General features: G+C 38.8%; 24 protein-coding genes. 4 read left to right on the plus strand and 20 right to left on the minus strand.

The annotated features are described in order from the left end of the window. From N0B29_RS00680 to N0B29_RS00710, 7 genes are all read right to left on the minus strand, one after another. Entirely contained in the window at positions 1 to 795 is a 795-nt protein-coding gene (locus N0B29_RS00680; RefSeq protein WP_263831789.1) for a septal ring lytic transglycosylase RlpA family protein, read from the minus strand. Beyond that, complete coding sequence (locus tag N0B29_RS00685) at positions 776 to 2017, minus strand: lytic transglycosylase domain-containing protein (RefSeq protein WP_263831790.1); 1242 nt, start codon at positions 2015 to 2017, stop codon at positions 776 to 778. The genes N0B29_RS00680 and N0B29_RS00685 overlap by 20 nt, the downstream gene beginning before the upstream one ends. A 26-nt stretch (positions 2018 to 2043) precedes the next feature. Continuing rightward, positions 2044 to 2844 carry a TatD family hydrolase gene (locus N0B29_RS00690; protein WP_263831791.1) on the minus strand — a complete coding sequence of 267 codons (801 nt, stop codon included), beginning with the start codon at positions 2842 to 2844 and terminating at the stop codon, positions 2044 to 2046. Next, a complete protein-coding gene (locus tag N0B29_RS00695) occupies positions 2845 to 4098 on the minus strand; it encodes a GGDEF domain-containing response regulator (RefSeq protein WP_263831792.1) in 1254 nt (417 codons plus the stop codon). It lies immediately after the preceding gene. Positions 4099 to 4221: 123 nt separating this feature from the next. Further along, positions 4222 to 5871: a lactate permease LctP family transporter gene (locus tag N0B29_RS00700; RefSeq protein WP_263831793.1), complete on the minus strand. Its 1650-nt coding sequence runs from the start codon at positions 5869 to 5871 to the stop codon at positions 4222 to 4224. Between the two features lie 105 nt (positions 5872 to 5976). Then, on the minus strand, positions 5977 to 7518 hold the full coding sequence (locus N0B29_RS00705; protein ID WP_263831794.1) for an AAA family ATPase: 1542 nt from the start codon (positions 7516 to 7518) through the stop codon (positions 5977 to 5979). Continuing rightward, positions 7515 to 8393 (minus strand): NAD(+) kinase, encoded by an 879-nt coding sequence (locus tag N0B29_RS00710; RefSeq protein WP_263831795.1) that lies wholly within the window; start codon positions 8391 to 8393, stop codon positions 7515 to 7517. The genes N0B29_RS00705 and N0B29_RS00710 overlap by 4 nt, the downstream gene beginning before the upstream one ends. Before the next feature lie 98 nt (positions 8394 to 8491). Here N0B29_RS00710 and N0B29_RS00715 point away from each other — a divergent pair, with 98 nt between their 5' ends. Then, positions 8492 to 9058, plus strand: a complete 567-nt coding sequence (locus N0B29_RS00715) for a YajG family lipoprotein (RefSeq protein ID WP_263831796.1) — start codon at positions 8492 to 8494, stop codon at positions 9056 to 9058. Positions 9059 to 9087: 29 nt separating this feature from the next. Here N0B29_RS00715 and N0B29_RS00720 read toward each other — a convergent pair whose 3' ends face one another. Next, positions 9088 to 9915 carry a GGDEF domain-containing protein gene (locus N0B29_RS00720; protein ID WP_263831797.1) on the minus strand — a complete coding sequence of 276 codons (828 nt, stop codon included), beginning with the start codon at positions 9913 to 9915 and terminating at the stop codon, positions 9088 to 9090. Positions 9916 to 10098: 183 nt separating this feature from the next. Between N0B29_RS00720 and aspS the strand changes: the two genes are divergently transcribed. Genes aspS through N0B29_RS00735 form a run of 3 tightly spaced genes read left to right on the plus strand, consistent with a single transcriptional unit; the run spans position 10099 to position 13168 of the window. Beyond that, complete coding sequence (gene aspS, locus N0B29_RS00725; RefSeq protein WP_263831798.1) at positions 10099 to 11847, plus strand: aspartate--tRNA ligase; 1749 nt, start codon at positions 10099 to 10101, stop codon at positions 11845 to 11847. A gap of 14 nt (positions 11848 to 11861) precedes the next feature. Next, positions 11862 to 12434, plus strand: a complete 573-nt coding sequence (locus N0B29_RS00730; protein WP_263831799.1) for an adenylate kinase — start codon at positions 11862 to 11864, stop codon at positions 12432 to 12434. Continuing rightward, the gene (locus N0B29_RS00735; protein WP_263831800.1) at positions 12434 to 13168 is read left to right on the plus strand and encodes a competence/damage-inducible protein A; all 735 of its coding nucleotides are present in this window, start codon (positions 12434 to 12436) and stop codon (positions 13166 to 13168) included. Before N0B29_RS00730 ends, N0B29_RS00735 begins: the two co-directional genes overlap by 1 nt. Here the strand turns inward: N0B29_RS00735 and N0B29_RS00740 are convergent. From N0B29_RS00740 to N0B29_RS00795, 12 genes are all read right to left on the minus strand, one after another. Further along, positions 13155 to 14831 carry an N-acetylmuramoyl-L-alanine amidase family protein gene (locus N0B29_RS00740; RefSeq protein WP_263831801.1) on the minus strand — a complete coding sequence of 559 codons (1677 nt, stop codon included), beginning with the start codon at positions 14829 to 14831 and terminating at the stop codon, positions 13155 to 13157. The genes N0B29_RS00735 and N0B29_RS00740 overlap by 14 nt on opposite strands. Then, positions 14800 to 15897: a nitronate monooxygenase gene (locus N0B29_RS00745; protein WP_263831802.1), complete on the minus strand. Its 1098-nt coding sequence runs from the start codon at positions 15895 to 15897 to the stop codon at positions 14800 to 14802. Before N0B29_RS00745 ends, N0B29_RS00740 begins: the two co-directional genes overlap by 32 nt. Beyond that, a complete protein-coding gene (gene tyrS, locus N0B29_RS00750; protein ID WP_263832475.1) occupies positions 15897 to 17102 on the minus strand; it encodes a tyrosine--tRNA ligase in 1206 nt (401 codons plus the stop codon). The genes N0B29_RS00745 and tyrS overlap by 1 nt, the downstream gene beginning before the upstream one ends. Positions 17103 to 17129: 27 nt before the next feature. Further along, entirely contained in the window at positions 17130 to 19286 is a 2157-nt protein-coding gene (locus N0B29_RS00755) for a RelA/SpoT family protein (RefSeq protein ID WP_263831803.1), read from the minus strand. Between the two features lie 12 nt (positions 19287 to 19298). Further along, positions 19299 to 19514: a DNA-directed RNA polymerase subunit omega gene (locus N0B29_RS00760; protein WP_263831804.1), complete on the minus strand. Its 216-nt coding sequence runs from the start codon at positions 19512 to 19514 to the stop codon at positions 19299 to 19301. A gap of 11 nt (positions 19515 to 19525) precedes the next feature. Then, on the minus strand, positions 19526 to 20245 hold the full coding sequence (gene pyrH / locus N0B29_RS00765; RefSeq protein WP_263831805.1) for a UMP kinase: 720 nt from the start codon (positions 20243 to 20245) through the stop codon (positions 19526 to 19528). Positions 20246 to 20310: 65 nt separating this feature from the next. Next, positions 20311 to 21540 carry a murein hydrolase activator EnvC family protein gene (locus N0B29_RS00770; RefSeq protein WP_263831806.1) on the minus strand — a complete coding sequence of 410 codons (1230 nt, stop codon included), beginning with the start codon at positions 21538 to 21540 and terminating at the stop codon, positions 20311 to 20313. Continuing rightward, a complete protein-coding gene (locus N0B29_RS00775) occupies positions 21537 to 22346 on the minus strand; it encodes an FtsX-like permease family protein (protein WP_263831807.1) in 810 nt (269 codons plus the stop codon). The genes N0B29_RS00770 and N0B29_RS00775 overlap by 4 nt, the downstream gene beginning before the upstream one ends. Further along, entirely contained in the window at positions 22333 to 23004 is a 672-nt protein-coding gene (locus tag N0B29_RS00780; protein ID WP_263831808.1) for a cell division ATP-binding protein FtsE, read from the minus strand. The genes N0B29_RS00775 and N0B29_RS00780 overlap by 14 nt, the downstream gene beginning before the upstream one ends. Further along, a complete protein-coding gene (gene trmB / locus N0B29_RS00785; RefSeq protein ID WP_263831809.1) occupies positions 22988 to 24166 on the minus strand; it encodes a tRNA (guanosine(46)-N7)-methyltransferase TrmB in 1179 nt (392 codons plus the stop codon). The genes N0B29_RS00780 and trmB overlap by 17 nt, the downstream gene beginning before the upstream one ends. A 9-nt stretch (positions 24167 to 24175) precedes the next feature. Next, the gene (locus N0B29_RS00790; RefSeq protein ID WP_263831810.1) at positions 24176 to 25432 is read right to left on the minus strand and encodes a fibronectin type III domain-containing protein; all 1257 of its coding nucleotides are present in this window, start codon (positions 25430 to 25432) and stop codon (positions 24176 to 24178) included. Next, positions 25359 to 26339 (minus strand): RluA family pseudouridine synthase, encoded by a 981-nt coding sequence (locus N0B29_RS00795; protein ID WP_263831811.1) that lies wholly within the window; start codon positions 26337 to 26339, stop codon positions 25359 to 25361. Before N0B29_RS00795 ends, N0B29_RS00790 begins: the two co-directional genes overlap by 74 nt. Positions 26340 to 26379 lie beyond the last annotated feature (40 nt).

A 26379-nucleotide genomic window follows, 5' to 3' on the forward strand; every position in this document is an offset into this window, starting at 1 on the left:
CTATTCCCTTACGATAAATGAGCCTTTGAAAGACCCTTTTGCAATAAAATCTGAGGCTTCAGCTTCACTGCCAAATCCTTTGAGCCATACACGGTATATCGGCTGATTTTCAAAAGTACCCTCTTTGACGACCGCATTGTAGCGATTATTGACATTCATATTGCTTTGAGCGAAACGTGCCGCGCCATCTTTATTTCTAAAGGCACCAATTTGGATAAAGTAATCCGTCTCAACAACACTCTCTTTAGGCGCACCCGCAGGAGCAACCACACCAGCGAAACCTAAAACTTCAAGACTAACAGGACCTGTGCCATTGGCAACAAGATCAATGCGTGTAGCCGCAGTATAGGAGAGATCAATAATACGTGTTCCCACAAAAGGACCACGGTCATTAACCCGAACGACAATGCTTTTATTGTTTTTGAGGTTGGTTACTTTAAGCATGGTATTCATAGGAAGTGTTTTATGCGCAGCCGTCATGTCATACATATTGTAAACTTCACCATTTGAAGTTTTTTTACCATGAAAATCTTTACCATACCAGCTTGAAACACCACTAAAAGAGTCACCAACACTTACCATCGTAGGCGTATAGGTTTTACCGTCAATGGTATAAGGACGCATCGTTGCTTTATGCATTGCAGGAGAATCATTAATGGCACTTCCATCAGGAGGAGGCATTGTTGCACTTCCTCGTGAGCGGTAAGCGTAAGAATCGTTTTTAGAAGCGCATCCATGAAATATCAAAAGCGTTACAACAAGAAAGCCCAATCCACTAATTTTTTGGAATAACAATACTCTCTCCCACTTTCACAAGTGCATTTTTCTTTTTATTCGCTTTGAGCAATTGTGCAACAGGAATATCGTATTTTTTGGACACGGTTTCGATTGTATCACCAGCTTTAATCACGTACATTTTTTCAACATTAGAAGAAGTTGCTACCGTCGTTGGCACAGAAACACCAAACGGAACAACAATCTCTGTTTTTGGTTTGAGGTTGGCACTCTTTAGATTATTAAGCTCCATCAAAGATTGATAACTCATGCCATATTTTTTGGCAATACTTTGCAAAGTATCACCCTTTTGAGTGCTGTACACTGCATACTTTTGCGGTTGTTTTGTTTGATCAAAATTTTGAGTAAAAGCAACTTGACGATCTTGCGGGATATAAAGATAACTTTTTTCACCCAATGGAGAGGTAAAAGCATGTTTGAGATGCGGGTTATACGCGCGAAGTTCATGTAAGGAAATGCCAATGCTCTCAGCAACATCTTTCAAATGCGTGCTACTTTGAACAGAGACTTTCACAAATGTCGCATTGTTGGCTCGATTAAGAAGATATTCCGAACCATTGTTAAGCATAATATCTGTACTACCCGAAATAAAGCTCATCATTAAAATTTTGCGAATATAAAGTCTGCTTTCCTTGGGAAGGTACTTTTGGCTCTCATCTAAGAGAACATTTATATCATCAGTTCCTGCTTTGGCTATCGCTTTGGTGACCGTACCTTCACCGCAATTGTAAGCGAGCGCTGCTAGATACCATTTACCAAAAAGATCGTGCAAATGTTGTAAATAAACAATTGCCGCTTCGGTTGATTTGATAGGATCACGTCTCTCATCAACATAAGCATTTTCAACTAATCCATAACGGCGTGCTGTTTCGGGAATAAACTGCCAAATACCTGAAGCCTTTGCAGAAGAAGAAGAAAAAGGATCAAAACTGGACTCTGTCATCGCAAGGTATAAAAACTCGGGAGGAACGCCTGCTTCTTTCATCTTTTTTTGCAAAATGGGAACAAAACGATCACCACTTTCCAACTCACGTAAAAAATGTTTTGTCTTATAAATTTCGACATCTTCATTCATGGAGATGAAAATAGAATCTTTCAAAAAGGTATTTGGAAGATCGAAATTTTTAAGGGCGGTAAGTTGTTTTTCGTAGTTGTTGTCGGTATTTAAAAAAGCATGGAGACTCTGAAACAGAAAAAAAAGGGTTAAAATAACCTTATACATGCCTCTCCTTTATCTCTTATATTTACTTAGATTGTATCTAACTTTATCTTTTCTAAAGCTTTAAAGAGTGTAAAAGCATTTTTTGAGGTTAAATTGTGAAGTTCGGTGACACTCATATTTAAAAGCTCTGCCATCTTATTTGCAACCAAAAGTGTATAAGCAGGCTCATTACGTTCTCCGCGATGAGGCATAGGCGTAAGATAGGGAGCATCGGTTTCAAGAAGGAGTTTCTCAGGAGGAATAAGCGGTAAAATCTCTACCAAGTTCTTGGCATTTTTAAACGTTAATACGCCACCAATGCCAAAATAAAAACCACTATTTGCCAAATTTAAAAGATGCTTTGAAGCATTATAACAGTGTAAAACACCGCCAACTTCATCTGCTTTTCCTTCCAGTAAAAGGCGTTTGCTGTCTTCATTCGCATCACGAATATGGACAATTAAAGGCTTTTTGAACTCTTTTGCAAGAGAAATTTGTTTGATAAAAATTTCGTGTTGTACCTGTTTCTCTGCATGTTTTTCTTCTGCATCTTCGGGCAATCTAAAATAATCTAATCCGCACTCGCCCACAGCAATACATTTTTCATCTTGCAAAAAAGATCGTAGCTTTTTTTCGTCATACTGCTCATGGTGATACGGATGAATACCCGCAGCAAAAAAGATATGTTCATAGCGATGAGAAAGCTCTTGGGCATAGCACAGATCATCACTATCTGCCCCTGGAATGATGATACCACGCACTCCTTGTTCATAAGCTCTGGTTATAACAGCATCAACATCTTCACGAAAACTAACATCATCCAAATGACAATGGGTATCAATGACCATTTAAGCTACCTCAACCCTATTTCTACCATTTTTCTTCGCAATGTAGAGTGCTTTATCGGCTTGATTGATCATCTCTTCCACGCTCTCCAAATCGCCAAAAGTCACTCCAATAGAAACACTCACGCTCAAATCTTTTTTCTCTTTTGTATGAATATGCAGTCCCGCAACAGCACTTTTCAGCTTTATAAAAAACTCCAAAGCTTTTTTTTGATCAATATTTTTAAGAACCACACAAAATTCATCACCACCCAAACGTGCAAGGAAATGCTCATGTGTCAAATGTTTTTGAAGTGTTTTGGCTAATTCGACGATAACGGTATCACCAACACGGTGCCCTAACGTATCATTGATCTGTTTAAATTTATCGACATCAATTAAGCCTATGGCAAATGACTCATTTTTCTTTTTCGCTTCTTTAAAATACTCTTGCATGGCATCAAAGAAATAACGTCTGTTTGCTAGTCCACTGAGAAAATCATTTTGCGCCATATCTTCAATTTTAGCGATGTACTCTAACGCATCCAGTGAGTTATTAATGCGACATGCTATCTCTTCTCTCGTAAACGGTTTGTTGATAAAATCATTGGCACCAATTTTGAGAAACTTCGCTGAGATAAGATCAGCATTGGTTCCTGTCATCGCAATGATGGAAATTTCATTTTTGCTGTAACGCTTACGCACCTCTTTGGTCAGCTCAACACCATCAATAACGGGCATTTGATAGTCCGTCAAAATAAGTTTAATATCGGGGTTGTCTTCTAAAAAAGCAAGCGCTTCTTCGCCATGCGCTGCTACAAGCACTTTAAACATTTGATGTTGCAAAAGAGATTTGATTTGTGCTCGTGTAGCCATGGAGTCATCAACAACCATGACTTTAATATCACGATTTTTATGAAGTCTTTCAATCAGTGTAAAGATATAATTGACATCATCAATATTGCCTTTATAGACATAATCAATCACATCTTTTTTCAAAATTTTTTCACGAATCTCTTGATCTATCGAACCTGTTAAGATGATAGAGGGGATTTTATGCTTTAAAATCATATCAACAACCTCGCCATCAGGCGCATCAGGAAGGTTAAGGTCGAGGAGTGCTACAAAGTAATTACTGCTTTTTTCAACAAGATTTTGAGCTTCTTCAAAACTGTATGCATGATCCACATCAAAATCAAGGTTTGCTTCCATCTTTTTAACGATTAATTTTGAAAGTGCTTTATTGTCTTCTACGATTAAAATCTTTTCTCGTGCCATCCATTATCCTAAACATTACATGTAAGTTAGTTTTAATTGTAACATAAAATTTTGGGGAGTTTTCTAAAGGAGCGGCGGTGGAGGATCAAACCACCGCCATAAAAGAGACTAAAAGTATTAGATTTAAGGGATCATCCATGTCAAGATATAGGCTTGTGCCATAGTCATTAAGCCGATGATAGTCACAAGAATAAGACTGTGTTTAACCGTAAATCTAAAGAGATCAGACTCTTTACCAACAATACTTGCTGATGCACATGCAATAGAGATAGATTGTGGAGAAATCATCTTACCACAGACACCACCGGTTGTGTTAGCCGCAACCATAAGGTTTTGGTTAAGACCAAGTTGTTGCGCTGTATTTTGTTGCAAGCCGCAGAAAAGTGCGTTGGATGAAGTATCTGAACCGGTTAAGAATACACCCAACCATCCAAGAACTGGTGAGAAGAATGGGAATAAGAATCCTGTATTTGCAAGAACAAGAGCCATAGTTGTTGACATGCCTGAATAGTTCATAACAAACGCAAAACCTAAAACCATACCAATCGATAAAATTGCCCATTTAAGCTCAAAGAGTGTTTCACCCATTGTCTTAATAGCTGTTGGGACATTTACTTTTAAAATAAACATCGAAATGATCGCAGCAAAGAAAATAGCTGTTCCTGTTGCTGAGAGTGGATTAAAGGTATAAACGACTTTAAACGCTGTTGGTTGAGCAACAATTGGAGCCATTTTGAAAATCGTATTGCTAATAGTTGTAAATTCAAAATTGAAAATAGTTCCTGCCATCGCAGCACCTTTAGCAAAATACGCTTTAAAGGCATCTGTTGTCCAAATGGTTACCATGATTGAAAGAATGATAAATGGTGACCATGCTTTTACAACTTCTCCACTTGTGTGTGCTTTTTGTGTCTCTTTTTCAAGTTCAGCCGATACATGACCTTTTAAGACATTTTTTGGTCTCCAGAATTTTAGGAAAACAGTTAAAGAGACGATGGAAATAATCGCAGAAGTTACGTCTGGTAACTCTGGTCCAATAAAGTTAGAGGTAAAGTATTGAGAGACAGCAAAACTACCGCCTGCAACGAGTGCTGCTGGCCAGACCTCTTTGACACCTCTGAAACCGTCCATCATCGCAACAATCCAAAGAGGAATAATGATAGAGAGGAATGGAAGCTGACGACCTGCAATCGCACCAACGATCATAGGATCAATTCCTGTCACTTTACCCGCAACTAAGATAGGAATACCCAATGCGCCAAACGCTACTGGCGCGGTATTAGCGATCAAACAAAGACCTGCAGCATAAATAGGTTGGAACCCAAGACCAACAAGAATAGCTGCTGTAATAGCAACAGGAGCCCCAAAGCCCGCAGCACCCTCTAAAAACGCACCAAAAGAGAAACCGATTAAGATAACCTGAATACGTTGGTCATCTGTAATGGTTAAAATAGAGTTTCTAATAATACCAAACTGCCCGCTCTTAACCGTTAGCTTGTAAAGGAAAACCGATGCTACGATAATCCAAGCGATTGGCCAAAGACCGTATAAAAAGCCATACCCAGCCGAAGCAAAAGCCATGTTAGCTGGCATACCAAATGCCACAACAGCTACGATCATAGAAAGTGCCAATGTAATCGTTGCCGCGAAATGACCTTTCATTCTAAATACGGCAAGTGCCATAAAGAAAAAGACGATAGGAATAAGCGCAACGAGCGCAGATAATCCTAGACTACCACCGATGGGGGCGTATACTTGTTGCCAAGTCTGCATACAGAACTCCTCTTGTAATAATGTAAATTCTACACTCAGAGTAAAGTAAAGGTATGATATTCGTATGATTTTTATAACAAGTAGAAATTGATAGCGAAAAAAATGTTACAAATTTGCACTTTCTAAAAGTGATTTTGCAAAAGTAATGGCTTCATCACTCACATTTTCACCACTGATCATACGCGCTAATTCGACAATGCGTTCTTCTTCTTTAAGAGGCTGAACACGACTTACATGTAAAGCATCCTTGATCACTAAAAAATGCTGATTCGCAACAGATGAGAGTTGCGGTTGGTGGGAAATCGCGAAGATTTGATACTTCGTTGAAAGTGTTTTTAAGACATTGGCAACACTCATGGACTCTTTTCCACTCAGATTGGCATCAATCTCATCTAAGATCAAAACGCCACCACGGGAAAGTAAAAACTCATTGTGTGTCGCTAAAAAGGCAAGGCGTACACGGTTGTATTCACCAGAACTTATCTTTTTGAGATCCACTTTACCTAGGTTTACATGTAAAGTATCAAACCCCAATTCAGTTAAGACACCCTCTTCCAAACGTAATTGTAAAGAAGGCATATAAAGCTGTGAAAGGTAGTCGTTAAGGCGTGCTTCTAAGAGCGGTAGATACTTTTTGCGTATTTCACTGATTTTGAGACTTTGAGTGTTTACTTCATTCTCAGATTTTGCGACCGCTTTTTGCAACTGGCTCTTTTCAAAAGCGATGTTTTCATAACGTGCAAGCTCTTCTTGGCGTTTTCGTTTATGCTCCAATGCCTCTTCAATGGAGCCATAACGCTTCTTGAGTTGAGCGATCTTTTCAATACGATCTAACAAGGATTCAACATCGATCTCTTCAAGCGCTTCAAGTGTTTCATTCTGTTTCTCAAAAACCAAACGAAGCTCATTCATGCAGGCATCAAAAAAGCTACTTTCCGTTTCAATAAGGTTTAAAACTTCGTGCACGCTGGACTCAAGCTCAAAAATGGCTCCCGCTTTTTGCATCGCAGCTTCAATCTTCTCTTTTTTAGAGAGCGATTTTTTAAAAGCAACCAGTTCTTCATCTTCGCCAATTTTAGGAGCAACTTCATCAATTTTGGCGATTTCAAAACGCGCAAACTCTTTGAGGTCTTCCACTTTTTTCTCTTCTGCCTCAATGTTTTCAAGTTCATCTTTAAGCTTTTTGTACGCTACAAAAAGGGCTTCAAACGCACTTACTGCCTCTTGATGAGCGGGCTCTTTACTGGCACATACACCATCCATGAGTCCTAGCAATCGACTGTTCTCAAATTCGCTATTATCTTTGACCGAGAGGTAGTTCACAAACGTACGCGAAAGCTCCACCATTCCTTTTTTCGAAACGGCTTGTGCGTTGATAAAATAACGGGCATTTTTAGCTTTGAGAAATTTAAAAATATTAGGTTCTTCCTCTTCAAAACCAAAAGCATCCAATCCAAGATTTGAAGCAAGCGTTGCTTCGATCACGTCGGCATGCACATCACCATAACCAAATAACGAAAGAAGTCCCTGCATCAGCACCGATTTACCAGCACCACTTGGTCCACTAAAAACAACAAGTCCTTTTGAAAACTCTATGTCACACTCCGCAAAAGAAAGATGATTTTTAATCAGCAATCGCTCGATCACACGTGCCCCCAATGCAATTTCTTTTTCAATATTTCAAAATAGTCTCGATCCAAACTATGAATAAGCTCTGCACCCTGCTTGGCGATGCGCACACTCACACGATCCACCTCATTCATGGTATAGGTGTCTTGTCCATCCACTACGATAACCGTATCGCCATCGCTCTCAAACGACACTTCAAAATCAACCGGTAAAACCAGCGGTCGTTGACTTAAAGAGTGCGGACAAATCGGTGTTAAAATCAATGCTTCTGTCAGCGGATAAACAACAGGACCTCCAGCTGAGAGATTGTACGCTGTTGAGCCTGTCGGTGTAGAGACTATAAGCCCATCACCGTAATAAGAGTTAAAAAGCGCTCCATCAACAAACGCTTTGATGTTACTCATGTGCGAGATTTTTGAACGCGATAAAACAATGTCGTTAAATGCAACCACTTTTTCAATTTTCCCGTTTACATGTAAAGAGACTTCAAGCATCATACGTGTGTCAATGCGATAGTTTCCCACAAATAGTTCTTCAATAAAATGGCTAATCTCATCGGTTTGAATATCGGTTAAGAAACCTAGTTGTCCGGCATGAATTCCAAGAACGGGTTTACGATAGTGCAAACTTTTACGACACAATGAAATAAGTGTGCCATCGCCTCCAAGGGAAATGAGAAAATCACTCTGTATGCACATTTGCTCAAAACTGACACCCGCGCCGCATCCTAAAAGCTGGGCACTTTTTTCTTCAATGAGCAATGTAACGCCATGTCGGCTCAGTGCTGCTTCAATCTCATGCACGTAGCCACAAAGGGTTCCATCATTGGGTTTGCTTACAAGCCCTACGGTTCTAATAGTGGTTAATTTTTTTGTATGATTGGTTATTTTCATGGTAACTCATTCTATCGTGTCTTTTATTAATCAGTGATTATGCTATAATTCAACGATATTATAGACTTCTTCAAGGGTCAAATACAGGGAGAAACATCATGAAACATCTACTTTTTGTAGCAATGGCACTGCTACTCTTTAGCGGTTGTGCTTACAAAAATGAAGCACTCACACTCGAATCTTATAAAGCGGAATACGCAGGTCCTCTTTCAAAAGATAAAAAGACGATTTACCTTAGAACCGTCAAAGATTTACGTGCGAACAAAAGCATTATCGGTTATATCGATCAAAAAAGTCCTACTACGATTAATTTCTACAGTAACGAAAACTTTGCAGAAAAATACAGTGAAGGTTTAGGCTATGCACTTAATTTAGCTGGATTTAACATCGATGCAACAGCGCAAGAGGCAAGTCTGGTAGTTGAAGTGTATATCAAAGATATTGAACTCATTTATAATGACAAGAATTTTGATACAAATCTCAAAGGTGAGATTGAAATCGAAGTTATTGTTCGTAAAGGAGATGAAGTTATTACCCAAAACTTCCGCCAAAAAGGAGGCAAATGGATTGCGCCTTCACACAGTTCTAAAGATTTAGAGCCTTTCTTATACACACTTTTTGCTGATAGTATTGATCAAATCGTTACTCGTTTAACTCGCTTTTAAAACCCGTAAAGAGGAGATTTTTTCTCCTCTTACCAGTTGCTCACAACAACCCTATTTCTTCCATACTTTTTAGCCAAATAAAGCGCTTGGTCTGTCTCTTCTAACAGTGCCTCTTTATCCGTAATCACATGGCTTAGTGAACAAAGACCAATACTGACCGTTACTTGCACCACTTCTTGCGTTGTACAAATAGTTGCAACCGTCGTTTTTTCAACAATGGATCGCAATCGTTCTGCTAAAAGTTCAGCTTCTTGTTTGCTTGTATTCGGGGTAATGATCGCAATCTCTTCTCCGCCATAACGCGCCACAATATCACTGTCTCGCACCACTTCCAAGATCAGTTTCGCAAGATTTGTTAGAACATCGTCTCCTACAGTATGCCCATACGTGTCATTAATTTTTTTAAAATAATCCACATCTAAAAGCATGAGCGTTAAAGGAAGTTTGTATCGTTTTGAAAGGGCAACTTCTTCACAGATGCGTTGATCAAAATAGCGTCTGTTACGAAGACTTGTCAGCGCATCGGTGATGCTTTCGTGCTGTAAAATGGCAATATCTTTAACATCGTTGGCCGTCTGAAGGGCGAGTTGTCCAACCAAATACGCAAAGACACCACCTAAAAGTAATGTGATAGAAGCTACGATTGAAAGAATACTTTGTTCATCTCGCAATACCCAAAAATTATACGCAAAAATAAAATAACCTGCAATGAAAAATAAAATAAGGATACTAAGTGCTTTCCATCGTTTTTTTAGACTCCCATCTGGAAGTTCAAGAATCAGCCTACTAATTGGCGTTAGAGAGCGAACGAGGAAGAGAGCACCAATGACCAATAACACCAATTCAAAGACAATCATAAAAGGATACATGTAACCTCAAAATAATACAAAAATTTTAAAATACAGATGAAAGATTGTACCACAAAAACTGAGAATCTCTTCTAAAATAAACTAAAGAAAAGCTACATTAGGATATACTGATAACTTTTAAAAAACGACATTAAAGGGTGAGCGCAAATACCCTTCATTTAGGAATAAACATTGAGAAGTCATTATTGTACGGATTTAGATGTCGCCAACATTGGCGAAATTGTAGAAGTGTGTGGTTGGGCAAATAGCCATAGAGATCATGGTGGTGTTATTTTTATTGACCTTCGTGACAAATCAGGACTTGTGCAGCTCGTCTGTGATCCAGCTGATAGCATAGAAGCTCATGAGATCGCAGCTCATGTTAGAGATGAATTTGTTCTCAAAGCCAAAGGAAGAGTTAGAGCAAGAGGTGAAGGATTAGAAAATCCACGCCTTAAAACAGGTAAAATTGAAATTGTCGTCGATGAATTGATCGTTGAAAACGCCAGTGAAACTGTTCCATTTGTGATCGGCGACAACAACGTCGGTGAAGATGTACGCCTCAAATACCGATACTTAGACCTCCGCAATCCAAAAGCCTACGAAATTTTCAAACTCAGAAGTAAAGCAACCGTTGCTGTTCGTAACTCACTTGACGCACAAGGCTTTTTGGAAGTTGAAACACCTATATTAACCAAATCGACACCAGAGGGTGCGCGTGATTATCTCGTCCCTAGTCGCGTTCACAATGGTGAATTTTATGCCCTTCCACAATCACCTCAGCTTTTCAAACAACTTTTAATGTGTGCTGGATTTGATCGTTATTTCCAAGTGGCAAAATGTTTCCGTGATGAAGACTTACGTGCGGATCGTCAACCTGAATTTACACAAATTGATATTGAGATGAGCTTCTGCGACCAAGAAGATGTGATGAAAGTCACTGAAAACCTTTTAAAAGACGTTTTTAAAGCGTGTGGCCATGAGATCACTATTCCTTTCAACCGTATGCGCTATAAAGACGCGATGGAAACATACGGTTCAGACAAACCTGACCTTCGCTATGATCTTTCTATGATTGACGTTATGGACATCTTTGCTAACTGTAAAAATGAAATCTTTAGTAACATTGCCAAAGACACCAAGAAAAATCGTATTAAAGCGCTTAAAGTGCCTAATGGCGATAACATCTTCTCAAAACGTCAAATGCAAGGCTTTGAAGAGTATGTCCGTAAATTTGGGGCATCGGGGCTTGGTTACTTCCAAATGAAAGAAGATGGCCTGAAAGGACCACTCACCAAGTTTTTTGAAGAAGCAGATTTGCAAGCGATTGTCGATGCAGCAGATTTACATGTAGGCGATGCGATCTTCTTTGGTGCGGGTGAGAAAAAACTCGTCCTTGATTATATGGGTCGTTTCCGTATTTTCCTAGCTGAAGCAATGAACATTATTCCAAAAGATAAATTTGAATTTGTTTGGGTTGTTGATTTTGAAATGTTTGAAGTTGAAAATGGTAAAGTCAAAGCGCTTCACCATCCATTCACTATGCCAAAAGACATTGACAACACACCAATTGATGAGATGGAATCTATTGCCTATGACATTGTTCTAAACGGAACAGAACTGGGTGGTGGTAGTATTAGGATTCACAAAAAAGAGATTCAACAAAAAGTCTTTAACCTTCTAGGCATTAGCGATGAAGAGGCACATGAGAAGTTTGAATTTTTACTGGATGCTCTCAAATTTGGTGCTCCGCCACACGGTGGTTTAGCCATTGGATTAGATCGTATGATGATGCTCATTACTAAAAGTGAAAGCATTCGTGATGTTATTGCCTTCCCTAAAACCCAAAAAGCACAATGTCTCCTTACACGCGCTCCAAGCGAAGTTGAAGGTGATCAATTGCGCGATCTTGGTATTAGACTTAGAGAAAAAACCAAATAAAAGGAATGTTGTTGATGAAGAAACTATTTTTGATTATTGGCGCCCCAGGCAGTGGTAAAACAACGGATGCGAGCTTAATCGCAGAAAAAAATAGCGATGTGATCGCACACTACTCAACCGGTGAGCTTTTGCGTGATGAAGTGGCAAGCGGCAGTGAACTGGGTAAAACGATTGATTCGTTTGTCAGTGCTGGCAATCTCGTCCCTCTTGACATTGTTATCAATACCATCGTAAGTGCTATTAAAAACAGCCCTAAAAATGTTGTTCTTATAGATGGCTTTCCACGCTCAGATGAGCAGATGAAAGCACTCGATGCAATTTTGGCAAAAGAAACAAGCGTTAAACTGGTTTCTGTCATTGAAGTTGAAGTCAGTGAGCAAGTTGCATGTGACCGCGTTTTAGGACGAGCACGTGGAGCAGACGATAACGTTCAAGTCTTTAAAAACCGTATGAAAGTTTACACTGAGCCATTAGCGGGTATTCAAGCATTTTACGGTGCTAAGAACCTTCTTCATAAAATCAATGGTGAGCGCACCATCGAAGAGATCGTAAGCGAGATGGAAAACTTCGTTAAAAGCAATATCTAATGCATCACTTCTACTCTGTCATCATTGGGACTGAGCTTCTCAATGGTCGCAGAGTAGACAAACACTTCGCCTTTATCAATCAGGAACTACGTGATCGCGGACTTTTACATGTAGGAAGTTTTGTGATTCAAGATTCCCCTGCCCTCATCCAAAACTGTTTCACTATGATTTTACAAGACCCAAAGAGCGTGATGTTTTGTTTTGGAGGCATTGGCGCAACACCTGATGATCTTACGCGTGCCATTGCCAGTGAAGTCTTTACAGGAGAGCCTTTATCTTTACATGTAAAGGCAAAAGAGCTCATTGTAAAACAGTTTGGAGACGAAGCGTACCCGCACCGCATTAACATGGCAATGCTTCCACCCTCATCTCATCTTTTGCACAATGTCGTCAATCAAGTGCCTGGCTTTTCACTTTTTAATCGTTTCTTTTTTACACCTGGATTTCCATCCATGTCATGGCCAATGGTCAAAGAAGCTCTCGATAAGCACTTTCCAACACAGCCCAAACTTTTTAGTAGCTCTTTTATCGTGGAAGCAACTGAAAATGACTTAATAGAGATTATGGAAGCTTTACCGAAAGAGCTAAATTTCTCTTCATTACCTCGTTTTGAAGAGCAAAAGCGAATTGTTGAAATTTATCTTGCGCACACTGACCAAGCTTTTGTCGAGCACTGGTCAGATTTCTTTAAAGAGGGTGTTATGAAAAAAGGGAAAGTGATTAGGGGTTGTTAACGTAATAACGATCAATTCCATCACTAATGCCATCAACAAGCTGTTTTTGGTATTGAGGATTGAACATATTGTCACACTCTTCTGGATTACTGATATAACCTAATTCAATTAAAACAGAAGGCATTGTCGCTCCCACTAAGACCCAAAAAGGCGCTTCTCTAACCCCGCCATCTTCGACACTGTATTTCTTTTTGACTGCTTTTAACATACTTGATTGTATATCAATTGCAATTTTATTGGAAAGGACTATTTTTTCACGATTGAAAACATTGAGAAATGTCTCTTTTGAGTAAAAGTCCATCTCTTCCATCGTCGATTGGTTTTCCAATGCAGCTACGTTTTTAGAACGCTCCGATCGATCTGGAGAGAGGAAAAAGGTCTCTAGCCCTTTCATTGAGAGTTTTTTAGCATCATTGGGAGCAGCATTTGCATGCAAGGAAACAAACAGATCAGCGTTTTTATCATTGGCAACTTTAGTACGATCTCGAAGATCAATAAATTCATCACTTTGGCGTGTATAAAAGACTTTATAACCACGTGATTTTAACTCTTTACCTAACTGCAATGCCATTTCAAGAACAAGATTTTTTTCAAGGCGTTGCTTATACCCTGTTGCACCCGCATCTTTTCCGCCATGTCCCGCATCAATGACTATCGTCTTATCGCGTTTCATCCCCTTTTTAGAGGCAGTTTGTTGGACAGGAGGATTGTTGTTGGCAACAACCTGAGCTGAACTGCTAGACATAGATACGGACTCGACCGTAGCAGGTGGTGGCGTGGTATTTTTCTTAGCCACAGGAGCCACATCATGCGCTGGTTGTGGAATCGGTCTTTGTGTGAGCATCGGTTGCTTATTTAACGAAAGAATTACCCGATTTTCAAAAACACTCACATACGTTTCAAACGCACTAGGCGCATCTAAAATAATGCGGATTGAATCATTATTGTATTGACTAATGCGTAAACTTTGTAATTTTTTAGGTGTTGCAATGCTAAGAGGTGCATTCATGATAATAGCTGGAATATCAATAATTTTTTTATAACTATCAGCACTTTTAAGAACAAAGACTTTGATTGTATTCTCAGCTACCTTAGAGCCAAATTCAAGCACGATCTCTTCATCATTGGTCGTAACGTGCTGAAGAACATTTTTGCCATTATAATTTTTAGGCAGAGATGTTGTTGTTTGTGTATTACTTGAAGCAGGTGTAACAACTTTTGTCTCTTTAGCTGTCACTGGTGCTGCAGATGGCGTTGTCGTAGGTGCAAACGATGATGAACTACTGCGGCTCGCATCAAAACTCTCTTCCGCAGCAGGAGGTGGAACAAGAGGTTTTGAAGGAGCTGCTTTTTTTGTCTCTTTGCTCATTGTAGCAAGTTCAGATTCATACTTAGAAGCATCAAATTTGAGTACTTTAGCTGTTTTTATCAGTCGCTCTAAAGTCTCTTTTTTGAGATTTTCATCACTACCAATAATAGCCTGAATATAGATCGCTTTGAGTCCATGAAAGACACGCAACATCTCATCATTACTCGCACCCTTCATTTGGGCATCATACTGCTCAAGCTGTTGCATGTAATTTGGAGCGCCAAAAAGCGCTATACACGTCAACAGCAAAACAAAAAATGCTCTAATTTGCTTCCCCATGTACCAACTTTGCAATGAGTTCTTTTACACTAATAATTTCATTGAGTTTATAGCCATTAGCCCCTGTAAAAAAGAGTCCTGTTTCCACTTTACCCATATAAGCATCACTGAGACGATCTGCAATACAATAACCTACTGCTTTTGCCTCTTGTCCTCTATGGCATGGACTGACACAGTTGCTGATACAGCGAATGGCGGGCCCTTCTCTTTTTTCAACCATCTGAATAAGATTGGTTCTAACTCCTCGTGCTGGATAACCTACAGGAGATTTGAAAAGTTGAATATCCTCTTTTTTGGCTTTTAGGAGAACTTCTTTAAAGTTTTGATCAGCGTCACATTCATGTGTACCAATAAAACGTGTCCCTATTTGAACACCATCGGCACCTAATGCCATCATTTTTAAAATATCAGCATGATCCCAAACGCCCCCTGCGGCAATAAGAGGGAAATCACCCCATAGTTTGATCTCTTCTTTGATCGGTCCAATAAGATTTTCAAGCTGATACTCTTCCATCGCACATTGCTCATACGTAAAGCCTTGATGTCCACCACTCAGAGGGCCTTCAACGACAATAGCATCAGGAAGTCGGTTGTAACGTTGTGTCCAACGTTTACAGATGATTTTCAGAGCTTTGGCTGAAGAGACGATAGGAACAAGTGCTACATCGGGATAGTCCGCTGTAAATTCTGGCATATTGGTCGGAAGTCCCGCACCTGTAATGATAATATCAACCCCTGCTTCGCAAGAATCTTTGATAACTCTTTCGTAATCATTAATGGCGTAGAGAATATTCATCGCCAATGGTTTTGATCCGCAAATCTTACGCGCATTTTCGACAATAGCATTCAACCCTTCTTTGGAATAGAAGTTTTCTGCTTCGAAAGGACGTGCATTGATATTTTTTTTACTAAAATGTGTATGATCATAATAGCCTGTTCCAACAGAACTAATGACACCCAATCCGCCTTCTAAACTCACCGTTCCAGCAAGTTTATCCCAGCTGATCCCAAGTCCCATACCGCCTTGAACAATAGGATATTCAATCGTGTATTTGCCAATCTTAAGAGAGTTAAGTGACATTATTGCACCTTTAATCGAGCAAATTTGCGCTTACCAACTTGGAGAATATACTCTCCGCATTCCAGTTGAAGCTGTTCATCATCGACTTTTTCTTGATCAAGCTTTACGGCACCTTGTTTGATGTCACGTCTTGCTTGTGAGGTCGAAATCTCTAAGCCACAATCCACCAAAGCTTTAGCAATCCAGATAGGAGACTCGTTACATGTAAAGGTTTCAATATCCGTTGGGATCTCATTTTGGGAATGGACACGGTCAAATTCAGCCTTCGCTTCAATGGCCTCTTCTTTGCTATGATAACGCTCAACCATCTCTGCTGCAATCATCTCTTTAGCATGTTTTGGATGTATCTTTCCTGCTGCAACATCATTTTTAAGCACTTCAATTTCTTCAAGACTTTTTGTACTTAAAAGTTCATAATAACGCCACATCAACTCATCTGAAATACTCAGTATCTTACCAAACATATCTGAAGGCGTATCGGTTACTCCAATATAATTGCCTAAAGATTTACTCATTTTATTAACGCCATCAAGTCCCTCAAGAAGAGGCATCATGATGACAGCTTGCTCTTTACCGATATTATAGGCACGTTGTAAATGTCGCCCCATCAAAAGATTAAATTTCTGATCCGTTCCACCCATTTCAATGTCACTTTTCATCGCAACACTATCATAACCCTGAAGAAGCGGGTATAAAAATTCACTGATAGAGATAGGCGTTTGCGATTTATAACGTTTTTCAAAATCTTCACGCTCAAGCATACGTGCCACGTTAAATGTTGTGGTAAGCTCTACAAGACCCGCCGCACCGAGTGCTTCTATCCACTCAGAGTTGAACATAACCACTGTTTTCTCTGGGTCTAAAATTTTAAAAACTTGCTCTTTATAACTTTGAGCGTTCGCTAAAACAACTTCACGTGTCAATTTTTTGCGTGTCTCATTTTTGCCTGTTGGATCGCCGATCATTCCTGTAAAATCACCGATTAAGAACTGAACGATCGCACCAAATTTTTGAAGCATTGCCATCTTTTGAAGAAGCACCGTATGTCCTAAATGAAGATCTGGTGCAGTAGGATCAAAACCCGCTTTGACTAAAAAAGTTTCGCCTTTTTCAAAATAATTTTTTAATAATGTAACAATACGCTCTTCATCAATTATCTCACTAATTCCTCTTTTAATCTCTTTGAGCGCATTTTGAATCCGCATATCCATATCTGTTATTTCCTTCTTCGATTATTTATAAGCATCATTGACCGAAACCAATTCGATCACGCGGTATTTTCCTTTAAGATTTTCACGTACCGCACTGATGTTTTTATCAGGCAATTCCAAGATCATCTCAAAATAGTCAGCATGTCCCTCATCTTCGGACTTTCCAAGCTCTATAGTCACCAGATTGATCTGCATTTTAGCCAAATAAGCTAAAAAGGCGGCTAAAGAGCCCTTTTTGTTCTCAAGGCTAACAATGAGTTTGTAACGATCTGGCGCTTCTTTTGTCCACTTGACAAAGACCATAGGTTCATTCTCTTCCATCAACGTAGCAGCTCGCTCGCAAAGCTTATGATGAACAAACACATCATTGCCCTTTTTAAAACCTACAATATCATCGCCCCTTTTAGGATGACAACAGTAGTCAAAATAGACATTTGAAATGTGGTGATTGGAGTAGATGACGATATTTTCAAATTTTTGTTTTTTAATATGATAACGATCTTTTTTAAGCAATGGAAAAAGCAACGTATCTTGCATAGCATAAAGCTTTAACGTATTAGCAGCTTCTTGAAGATAAATAGAATCCGTTGCCAATTTAAAAATTCTTTTACTCGCATGTTCTTGCTCAACCCACGCGTCTATTTTATTTTCAGCAACACCAAACACATGTGACAAAATTTTAATTGCAACTTTATGGTTGATCTCTTTTATCTTTTGGCGGCAATTGGATTGAATGGTGCTTTTTGCTTTTCCAGTTTTAACGCTATTGATCCAACTACAACGGTATTTTGGCTCTTTTGAAGTGACAATTTTAACGATATCACCGTTTTTCAACTCACTTAAAAGCGGTACTTTTTGCTTGTTCACATACGCCTCATCCGCATACGTTCCAACCTCAGTATGCACTTCATAAGCAAAATCTAAAACCGTTGCACCACGAGGCAATGTAAAAATATCGCCCTTTGGAGAAAATACTGCGATATCTTCGCTGTAAAGATTATCTTTAGCGATGGCATAAAAGTCTTCGATATTTTCAATCTCTTCATTTTGGTTATTAAGCTCATTGAGCCAATCAAGTTTAGGATTGAGCCCACCTGATTTATATTTCCAATGCGCGGCAACACCATACTCTGCCGTTTTGTTCATATCATAGGTTCTAATCTGTGACTCAACGATCGATTTATCGTCAAAGACGGTTGTATGAATGGTTTGGTAACCATTCTCTTTGGGAATGGCAATGTAATCTTTAAAACGTGAAATCAGAGGCTTAAAATGCTGGTGAACAATACCAAGAGCACGGTAACAATCAATAGGCGTTCTAACAATGATACGAATCGCTAAAAGATCAAGCACCTCTTCAATAGTAACGCCTTTACGTTGCATTTTAAGATAAATAGAATAGTAGTGCTTTACCCGTTTTTGAATCGTGAAATCACTCTCAATAAAACCTTCTTTGAGCATGTGATTTTTAATTTTGGAGATAAAATGGTTGAGGCGCAGTTGAAGCTGTTGACCATGTTCTGTAATATACCCATCGATTTTATTATACTCATTAGGCATCACATAGTAAAAACTAAAATCTTCTAAAAGATTTTTAATGGAAGAGATACCCAAACGATGGGCAATGGGGGCATAAACAACCAATGTCTCTTCCGCAATGCGTCGCTGTTTGATAGGATCAAGTGCGGCAAGAGTAAGCATATTATGCAAACGATCACACAACTTGACGACTAAAACACGTACATCACGAATAGAAGCAATAAGCATCTTACGAAAGGTAAGAGCGGAAGCGACTAATTTATCATTGGAAGAGGAAGGAATCAGTTCAACATCACGTATCTCTACAATCTTCGTCAAACCGTCGACCAAATGCCCTACTTCTTCACCAAACATAACTTTGATTTCTTCGGTGGAACACGAAGTATCTTCGACAACATCGTGTAATAATCCAGCGACGATCATCGATTCATCACCACCCAAGTATGCGACAAAAACGCACACCAAGATAGGATGAATGACATACTCTTCACCGCTTTTACGATACTGCCCTTGATGTTTGGCAATCGTAAAGGCAACAGCTTTTTCTATATTTGGTGTTGGCTTGATGTATTTGTATAAGAGTTCAACCGCTTTATCAGAGCGCTTACACTCTTTAACAATTTCGACTAACTCTTCCAAGTTTCAAACTACTTATAAATCAGTAATTGATTCTAATTTTACTTTGCCTTCTGCAATTTCAAGAAGTGCAATGTCTGTAAACTTTTGTTTGTTTTTATCCGCTTTTACCAATGGTTCTGCACCATTTGATAATTGATCTGCTCTTTTTGAAACAAGCATAACCAATTTATAACGATCTTGTCCAACAAGTGCGAGTGCTTTAGCTGTAATTTCTTCTGTTCTTTGCATTTTATTTTTCCTTATTTATTTCTAACGATAGAGCAACTCTCTAAGTTACCCTCAATAATTTTAAGTAAATTCCCTTTTTCAAACATATTGCATACAACGATGGGGAGATTGTTATCTTTAGCAAGGGCAATTGAAGTATCATCCATTACTTTAATATTGTCATCCATAGCTCTATCATACGTCAATTCTCTCAACTTTTGTGCGTCTAAGAATTTATTAGGATCTTTATCGTACACACCATCGACTTTGGTCGCTTTGATAATCATATCTGCGCCAATTTCAATCGCACGAAGCGTTGCAGCTGTATCAGTTGTAAAGAAAGGATTGCCAGTGCCTGCTGCAAAAATAACAATACGTCCTTTCTCAAAGTGACGTTGCGCTCGTCTTACAATAAACGTCTCACAAATGGCTTCCATCTTGATAGCACTTTGTACGCGCACTTCCATTCCCGTGTGTTCCAATGCTTCTTGCATGGCAATACTGTTAATCACGGTTGCCATCATTCCCATATAATCGCCACTGGTACGTTTGATAATACCGTCTTTTGCGGCACTTACTCCTCGAATGATATTGCCACCACCGATAACAATACCCACTTCAATGTCATGAATAACCAATGATTTAATCTCATCAGCAATAAATTTTAAGATAGATGTATCGATTCCAAAACCATTATTGCCTGAGAGTGCCTCACCAGAGAACTTAACTAAAACCCTTTTTCTCTTCTCCATATTGTATAAACCTTTCTTTCTAGGCATAGAAAACTTCTTTATTCTACACTAAAAGACCTAAAAAGTTACTTTGCAATCAGCTCTAAGGGGTCAATATGGAAATTCTTCTGCGTTACTTCAAAGGTTAGATCATTATCAACACGACCAATGACGTATCCTTTTTTGATTTTTTGACCGACTTGGATTGTCGGTGCAATCTTAGAGAGATGGGCATAAATGGTGTGGATTTCGTCGCCATTTTCGATAATCACCACTTTTTCCATAGACGCTGTATCTTTGGCAAAAATGACCTTGCCATTCAAAACACTTTTCACCGTAGCATCAGGGGATGAAGATGCTAAAACAACCGATTCATTGAAAATTTTAATTTTATAAATCGGATCAACATAATCACCAAATTTACGTTTAACACTATACCCATCCAGTGGAGCGATCGTTCTCTCTCCTACGTATTTTTTAACATTGCTGTTTTGATAGGAAGAGCCAATTTGTCTGATGCTATTATCGCCTGCCCCAACAGTGGTAGGACCTTTGTCTCTTTTGGCAGCATTTTTTTCCGCTAAGAGTTTACTCTCCTCTTGCACTTTAATAATTTTGAGTTGTTCAAGGGTTGTACGAATTTCATCGCGTTCTTTTTGAATGTCATCTAATTGCTTTTTATAGCCCTCTTTTTTTGTATTAAGCGCTAGAATAGAGCTTTCTCGCTTCTTTTCTAAGGCGATCAATTCATCTTTTTTGCTTTTAGCACTTTGAATTTCGCCATGAATATTTTTAATCTCTTGACTTTGAGAGTAGATTTGGTCATTGATTTGTTTGTAATCAGTCGCTAATTTTCCAAACTCTTTACGCATAATAGTATCCATTTTCTGGAGCACTTCATCGACCAATATACCATCTTCATTGTCCAAATAATCGCTATCGGAAACTAAATAAAAGGAGAAATCTTCCGCAATAATTTTAATGATTTTCTGTTCTAAATCTTTCTTTTGAGAAGAGAGCTGTTGCGTATCTTTGGTTAATTTATCAAGGTACTCATTTTTACGCGATACCGTTTCTTGAGATTCATTGATGTTTTTACTTAAATCTTCAATCTTATCTTTGATTTTTTCAATATCTTTCTCTTCATTAACAATTTCATTGGCTATATCTTGAAGTTTGCCATGAATCTGTTTTTCGGTTTGAAGTTTTTCTTGTAACGTCTTTGATTTTTCATCAATTTTTTGTGTTGTATTGTTAGGTGCGGCAACCACCATAAGTGGCATAAGCACTGCCACACTTAATAGCCATAGTCTCATACACGTCCAATCTTACGAGAAACAATCGTAACAGCAATCAACGCAAATAAAATAGAAGAGCCTATGAGCATGCCTCCTTCGATAAGAAGATTAAACTCAGGGAGCATAATATCCAGCTCTGCGGCAAACTCTTTAACAATAGTTATTTTTGGCGCTATGGTATAAATGGCGCATACGGCAATGGAGCTTATGAGTGAATCAACCAATGTCATGCGATATAGCATTGCACTTTTCATAAAAAATGAGGCACCAAAAAGTGTCATAATAGACATTCTTCTATTGTGCTCATACGTCCAAATACGAATCTGTTTGAAAATTAAAAGTACGGCTACAAATGCCACAAAGAAGGCAAAAATATAGACCATCGCTTGCAACAGTAAAAACATTTTAAACATCTTTTCATGCGTTTTAGCAAATGTTTCTATCCGTGTTATGGAACTTATGCCTAAAAGTTTCTGTTTAATCGCTTCCACTCTTTTTTTATTCGGAATAGATTCGAGCTTTAAAGAGTAGAATTTAGGGAGTGCTACTTGTAAAAGAGCTAAGTTTTTAGAAGACATATCGTTTTTTAGACGATCCAAAATCTTTTTACTGCTAATCTCAGACAAACTCTCAATCTCTGGAATCTGTTTTTTCAATTCTTCTTCTTTAAGTTCGGCCGAAGAGACAACGACAATGGCATAATCATTCACAATTTTAGTCGCATAATCATTGACAATACTCTTAATAACATTGGTAAACTGAAATGAAAAGAGTAGAACAAAGACCGAAATCATAATTGAAAAATGGCTACTAATTGACCTCATGCAAAACGCCACCTTCTAAAAAATAGTGTTTATAATCAATGCCTAATGTTGAGGGAATATTATGGGTTACGACTAAAACGGTTGTGCCCAAGTGTTCTTTTGCCCCTTTGAGTAGATTCCAAATAACTTCACTGGAATAACTATCAAGATTACCTGTAGGCTCATCTGCTAAAATTAAGACGGGATTATGAGCAAGAGCTCTTGCCATCGCTACACGTTGTTGTTCACCACCGCTGAGTTCATAAGGGTATTTATTGATTTTATGCAACAATTTGACATGTTTCAAAAGTTTGTGTGCTTGCTTAATACAGACACTTTTTGAAAATCCACCAATAATGAGAGGCAACATAACATTTTGTTCGACCGTCCACTCATCAATAAGTTTATAATCTTGAAATACCACGCCCAAATAGCGTCTTAGAAGATTGAGCTTGGAACTGCTAATATTTTTAAAATCTACACCGCACACATTAAGGTCCCCACGGTTTGGGAAAAGCTCGCCGTAGAGAGATTTGATAATCGTTGATTTTCCACTACCACTTTTACCCGTGATAAAAACAAATTCTTGCGATTTAATGAGCATACTTGCATCGGTGATGATCGGCTCATCTCTGCCATAGCTAATATTTAAGCCATTGGCTTTAATCACATATTCCATGAAACCACTCTTTAATTAATGTATGCGCCGCACTGTTGTTTTTCGTCGCTAAAATTGTCGCAGGAAGGTAAGAAACCTTGCCCTCTTGAATCTGTATATAACACTTTTCATTACGCTCATTGGCGCCAAAAGAGAGGCGAATGAGTCCGCTTTTATCGTCAATTTCAAACAGCTCTTCAAAATGCACAAAAAAGCCATCGCCTCGTAAAAGGTCATCTTTAAAGGCATCTCTAATTTTTGCAAAATCGACCTGTTCATCAAAACGTAATGTTCCTAGTTTTGGAATAGGCAAAGAAGCTATTTCATTGGTGAGCGTAACATCGTAAATGTCTTTTTCCATTTTGCGCCAACGATCTTCATACTTACTTGTAATCTCCAAATCAGCGTTTTTCTTTACCTGCACATTGGCATGAGAAAGCTGCATCATTTGAGAAAATGCGAACTCAAAGTAAAGGGGGCTGTCCGTTCTAAGCTCTAACGTACCCTTTACATGTAAAACCCGAAGAGCCTCTTCAATAAAAGCAGCCGAGAAGACACGGCGGTGCGGTTTTTTATCCCAAGGTACGGGGAAATGAACAAAGATTCGCCCAACAACGTTAGAGGGTAAAAACTCCATAAAAAGACGCGCATCATAATCAACAACAAGAATATTTTCGATATTTTGAAGCTCACACTGTTTCAAGACTTGCTCAATGGATGGCTTATGAATCTCAAGTCCAATAAACTGAATATGAGGATGTTTTTTAGCTTGATGCAAAAGATGTCTTCCACTGCCAAAGCCAATCTCTACCCAAATTTCACGATTCACGTCAAACTGATTTGCAAAAAATTCAATCTCTTTGAGATAAGGTGAATGCTTTACATGTAAAAATTTTTTAGGTTCAATATTGGAAAAAATCTCTTTGGCTTCGCTCGCATCTCTAAAGTCCATTAAGACTTTTTGTAAGAAAGAGGCTTGCGTTGGACGTGTGACTTTGTCGCCTTTGACAAGGAGTCCTCCATCTTCTTTTTGGTGAATGCGAATTAAAAGTTGCTCCCCTTGCATAGAAGCCATCACCAGCTTGTTGCCTCGCTTTGAGCGGGCTTCATAGCTAAATGTAGTCTCTTTATACGTGCAAGGGTAGCTTAAAGGTTTTAGCGTTTGCGTATGAAAATTTGGCATAAATGGCTTTTAATCCTTAGGAATCACGATAACTACGCTATCAGAAGGTTTTGAAGCAATACCGTATTTGTCAATTGCAATAATATTGTATTTGTATTCTACGCCGCGAACAACGTCTTGGTCACTGAAATTGCTCTCAAAGATGCCTGTAAAATTTTGTTTTTTAGTTTTACCGGAGACTTCAAATTCTTTAGTAATGCTGTACTTAATGGCATTATCATCCCCACCCCATGAAATAACAACAGAACTACCATCGTATTTGGCAGAACGTACAGAAGGGGCGTTAAGTGCTGGCAATGTCATACCTGCAATTGAGCCATCTTGTTTTGATTCAAGACCATCAACATCAACAGCAACCACACGGTAATAGTACGTTTTGCCATTATCACTGACAAGGTCTTCAAATTCAGTATTTTGCGTTTTGCCATAATAGCTATAAAACATACTTGATGTTGGAGAACGGTAAATTTTATAATAAGAAAAATCACTTGTCGTTGAAGCATTCCACGTTAAAATAATTTTTTTAGGTAGATCAGACGTTGCTTTTACACCTGAAATTCCCTTAGGTAGTGGCTTTGAAGATGCTTCAACCGTATCGCTTGGTTTGGAGAGAACACCATCAACAGTTTTGACTTTCACACGGTAACGATAAACAGCATTATCTCTAATGTCTTTATCAATGTACTCTGCATTTAATCTACCTTTGACTTTACCAACTTCTTCCCATGCACTTGATTTATATTCATTACGCTCAACAATATAATACTCTACGCTCTCCAGAGAATGTGGTCGCCAAATGATTTTGATACGAGCTGGAAGCCCTGAAACGGCGTTAATAAATGAAACAGAATCAATGGCACCTGTTGTTGGTGTATTGGCAACAAGCGCTGTTGTTGTCACACTTGCCATAGAACTTAGAGCAGATTCATGTTTCTCAGCTGAGTATGTACTCATCTGATAACTATACGTTGAATTGGGTCTTAATTTTGTATCAACATAGTGTGATACATACCTGTCTTTAATGGTGGCAATTTTTTTCATGCTATTGCCCTCCATACGATATAAGTAGTACCCTTCTATTTGCGCACTGTAAATAGGCGTCCACTCAAAACCAACTTCCGTGGCACCTGGGAGTGTACGAATTCCCTCTATATGAGGCAAAGATGTATCGACGACGGGTTCTTTAGGCGTTTCAACTGTCTTTGTGCATCCACCGATTACAAGACTCAAAGCCATTAACGATGTTATCAAAAGTAATTTTTTCATGTACCTCTTCCTTACTGAAATGGTGTATTAAACAAACATCAAAATCATCCCATGTTGGGGCAGTTATTTGCAATAATTGTCCTGTTTTAGGATGCTTTAAATACAAGATATAAGCATGTAACATAACTCTTGGTATTGTACCATTTTGGCTCTTAAAGCCGTATAAACTATCGCCCAAGATATGGCGAGAGAGGGAAGCTAGATGCACTCTAATCTGATGTGTTCGCCCCGTAAAAAGTTTTGCCGCAATCAACTCTTTTTTGCCATCACGTGATGTTAAGAGCTTTGCAAAAGCACTTTTTGCCATTCTTCCATCTCTCATAACATCCATTTTTAAACGGTTGTTAGCACTTCGACCAATCGGCAATTCCACAACGATATTGTCTTTGAGTGGCAAATCAATAATGGCAAGATAATACCTTCCCATACTTTTATCTTCCAATTGCGAAGAGAGGCTTAAGTGTGCCTCATTATTTTTAGCAATAACCAGTGCCCCACTCGTCTCTTTATCGATACGATGCACGATACCATGACGCTCTTCTCCGCTAATGGTTGAGAGATTGATACCTTTAAATTTCAGCCAATCCACCAGTGTTGCTTCTTTGACACTGGGTGCGCCATGAACCGTTAAAAAAGGAGGTTTATTAATCACCAAAAGATCGTCATCTTCGTATAATATTGGCACGTCAAAATTGATTTCATAACTACTAGGACTTTCATCCGCTTGTACAAATTCATAACTGACGACATTGCCTTCATTCAGCTTGAAACTACATTTATGGATGCGCTTTCCATCCACAAACACACCTACGTTTTTAATGAGTTTTTCGACTTGATTGCGCGGCAATTCTAGAGCTTCACTCATAGCGGCATCCAGCCTTTTTGACTCTTTACATGTAAACTCCATCCAGCCTACTTTCCTCTATTTTTTGATATACTTGCGAAAA

The organism is Sulfurospirillum oryzae, assembly GCF_025770725.1.
Taxonomy (GTDB): Bacteria; Campylobacterota; Campylobacteria; order Campylobacterales; family Sulfurospirillaceae; genus Sulfurospirillum; species Sulfurospirillum oryzae.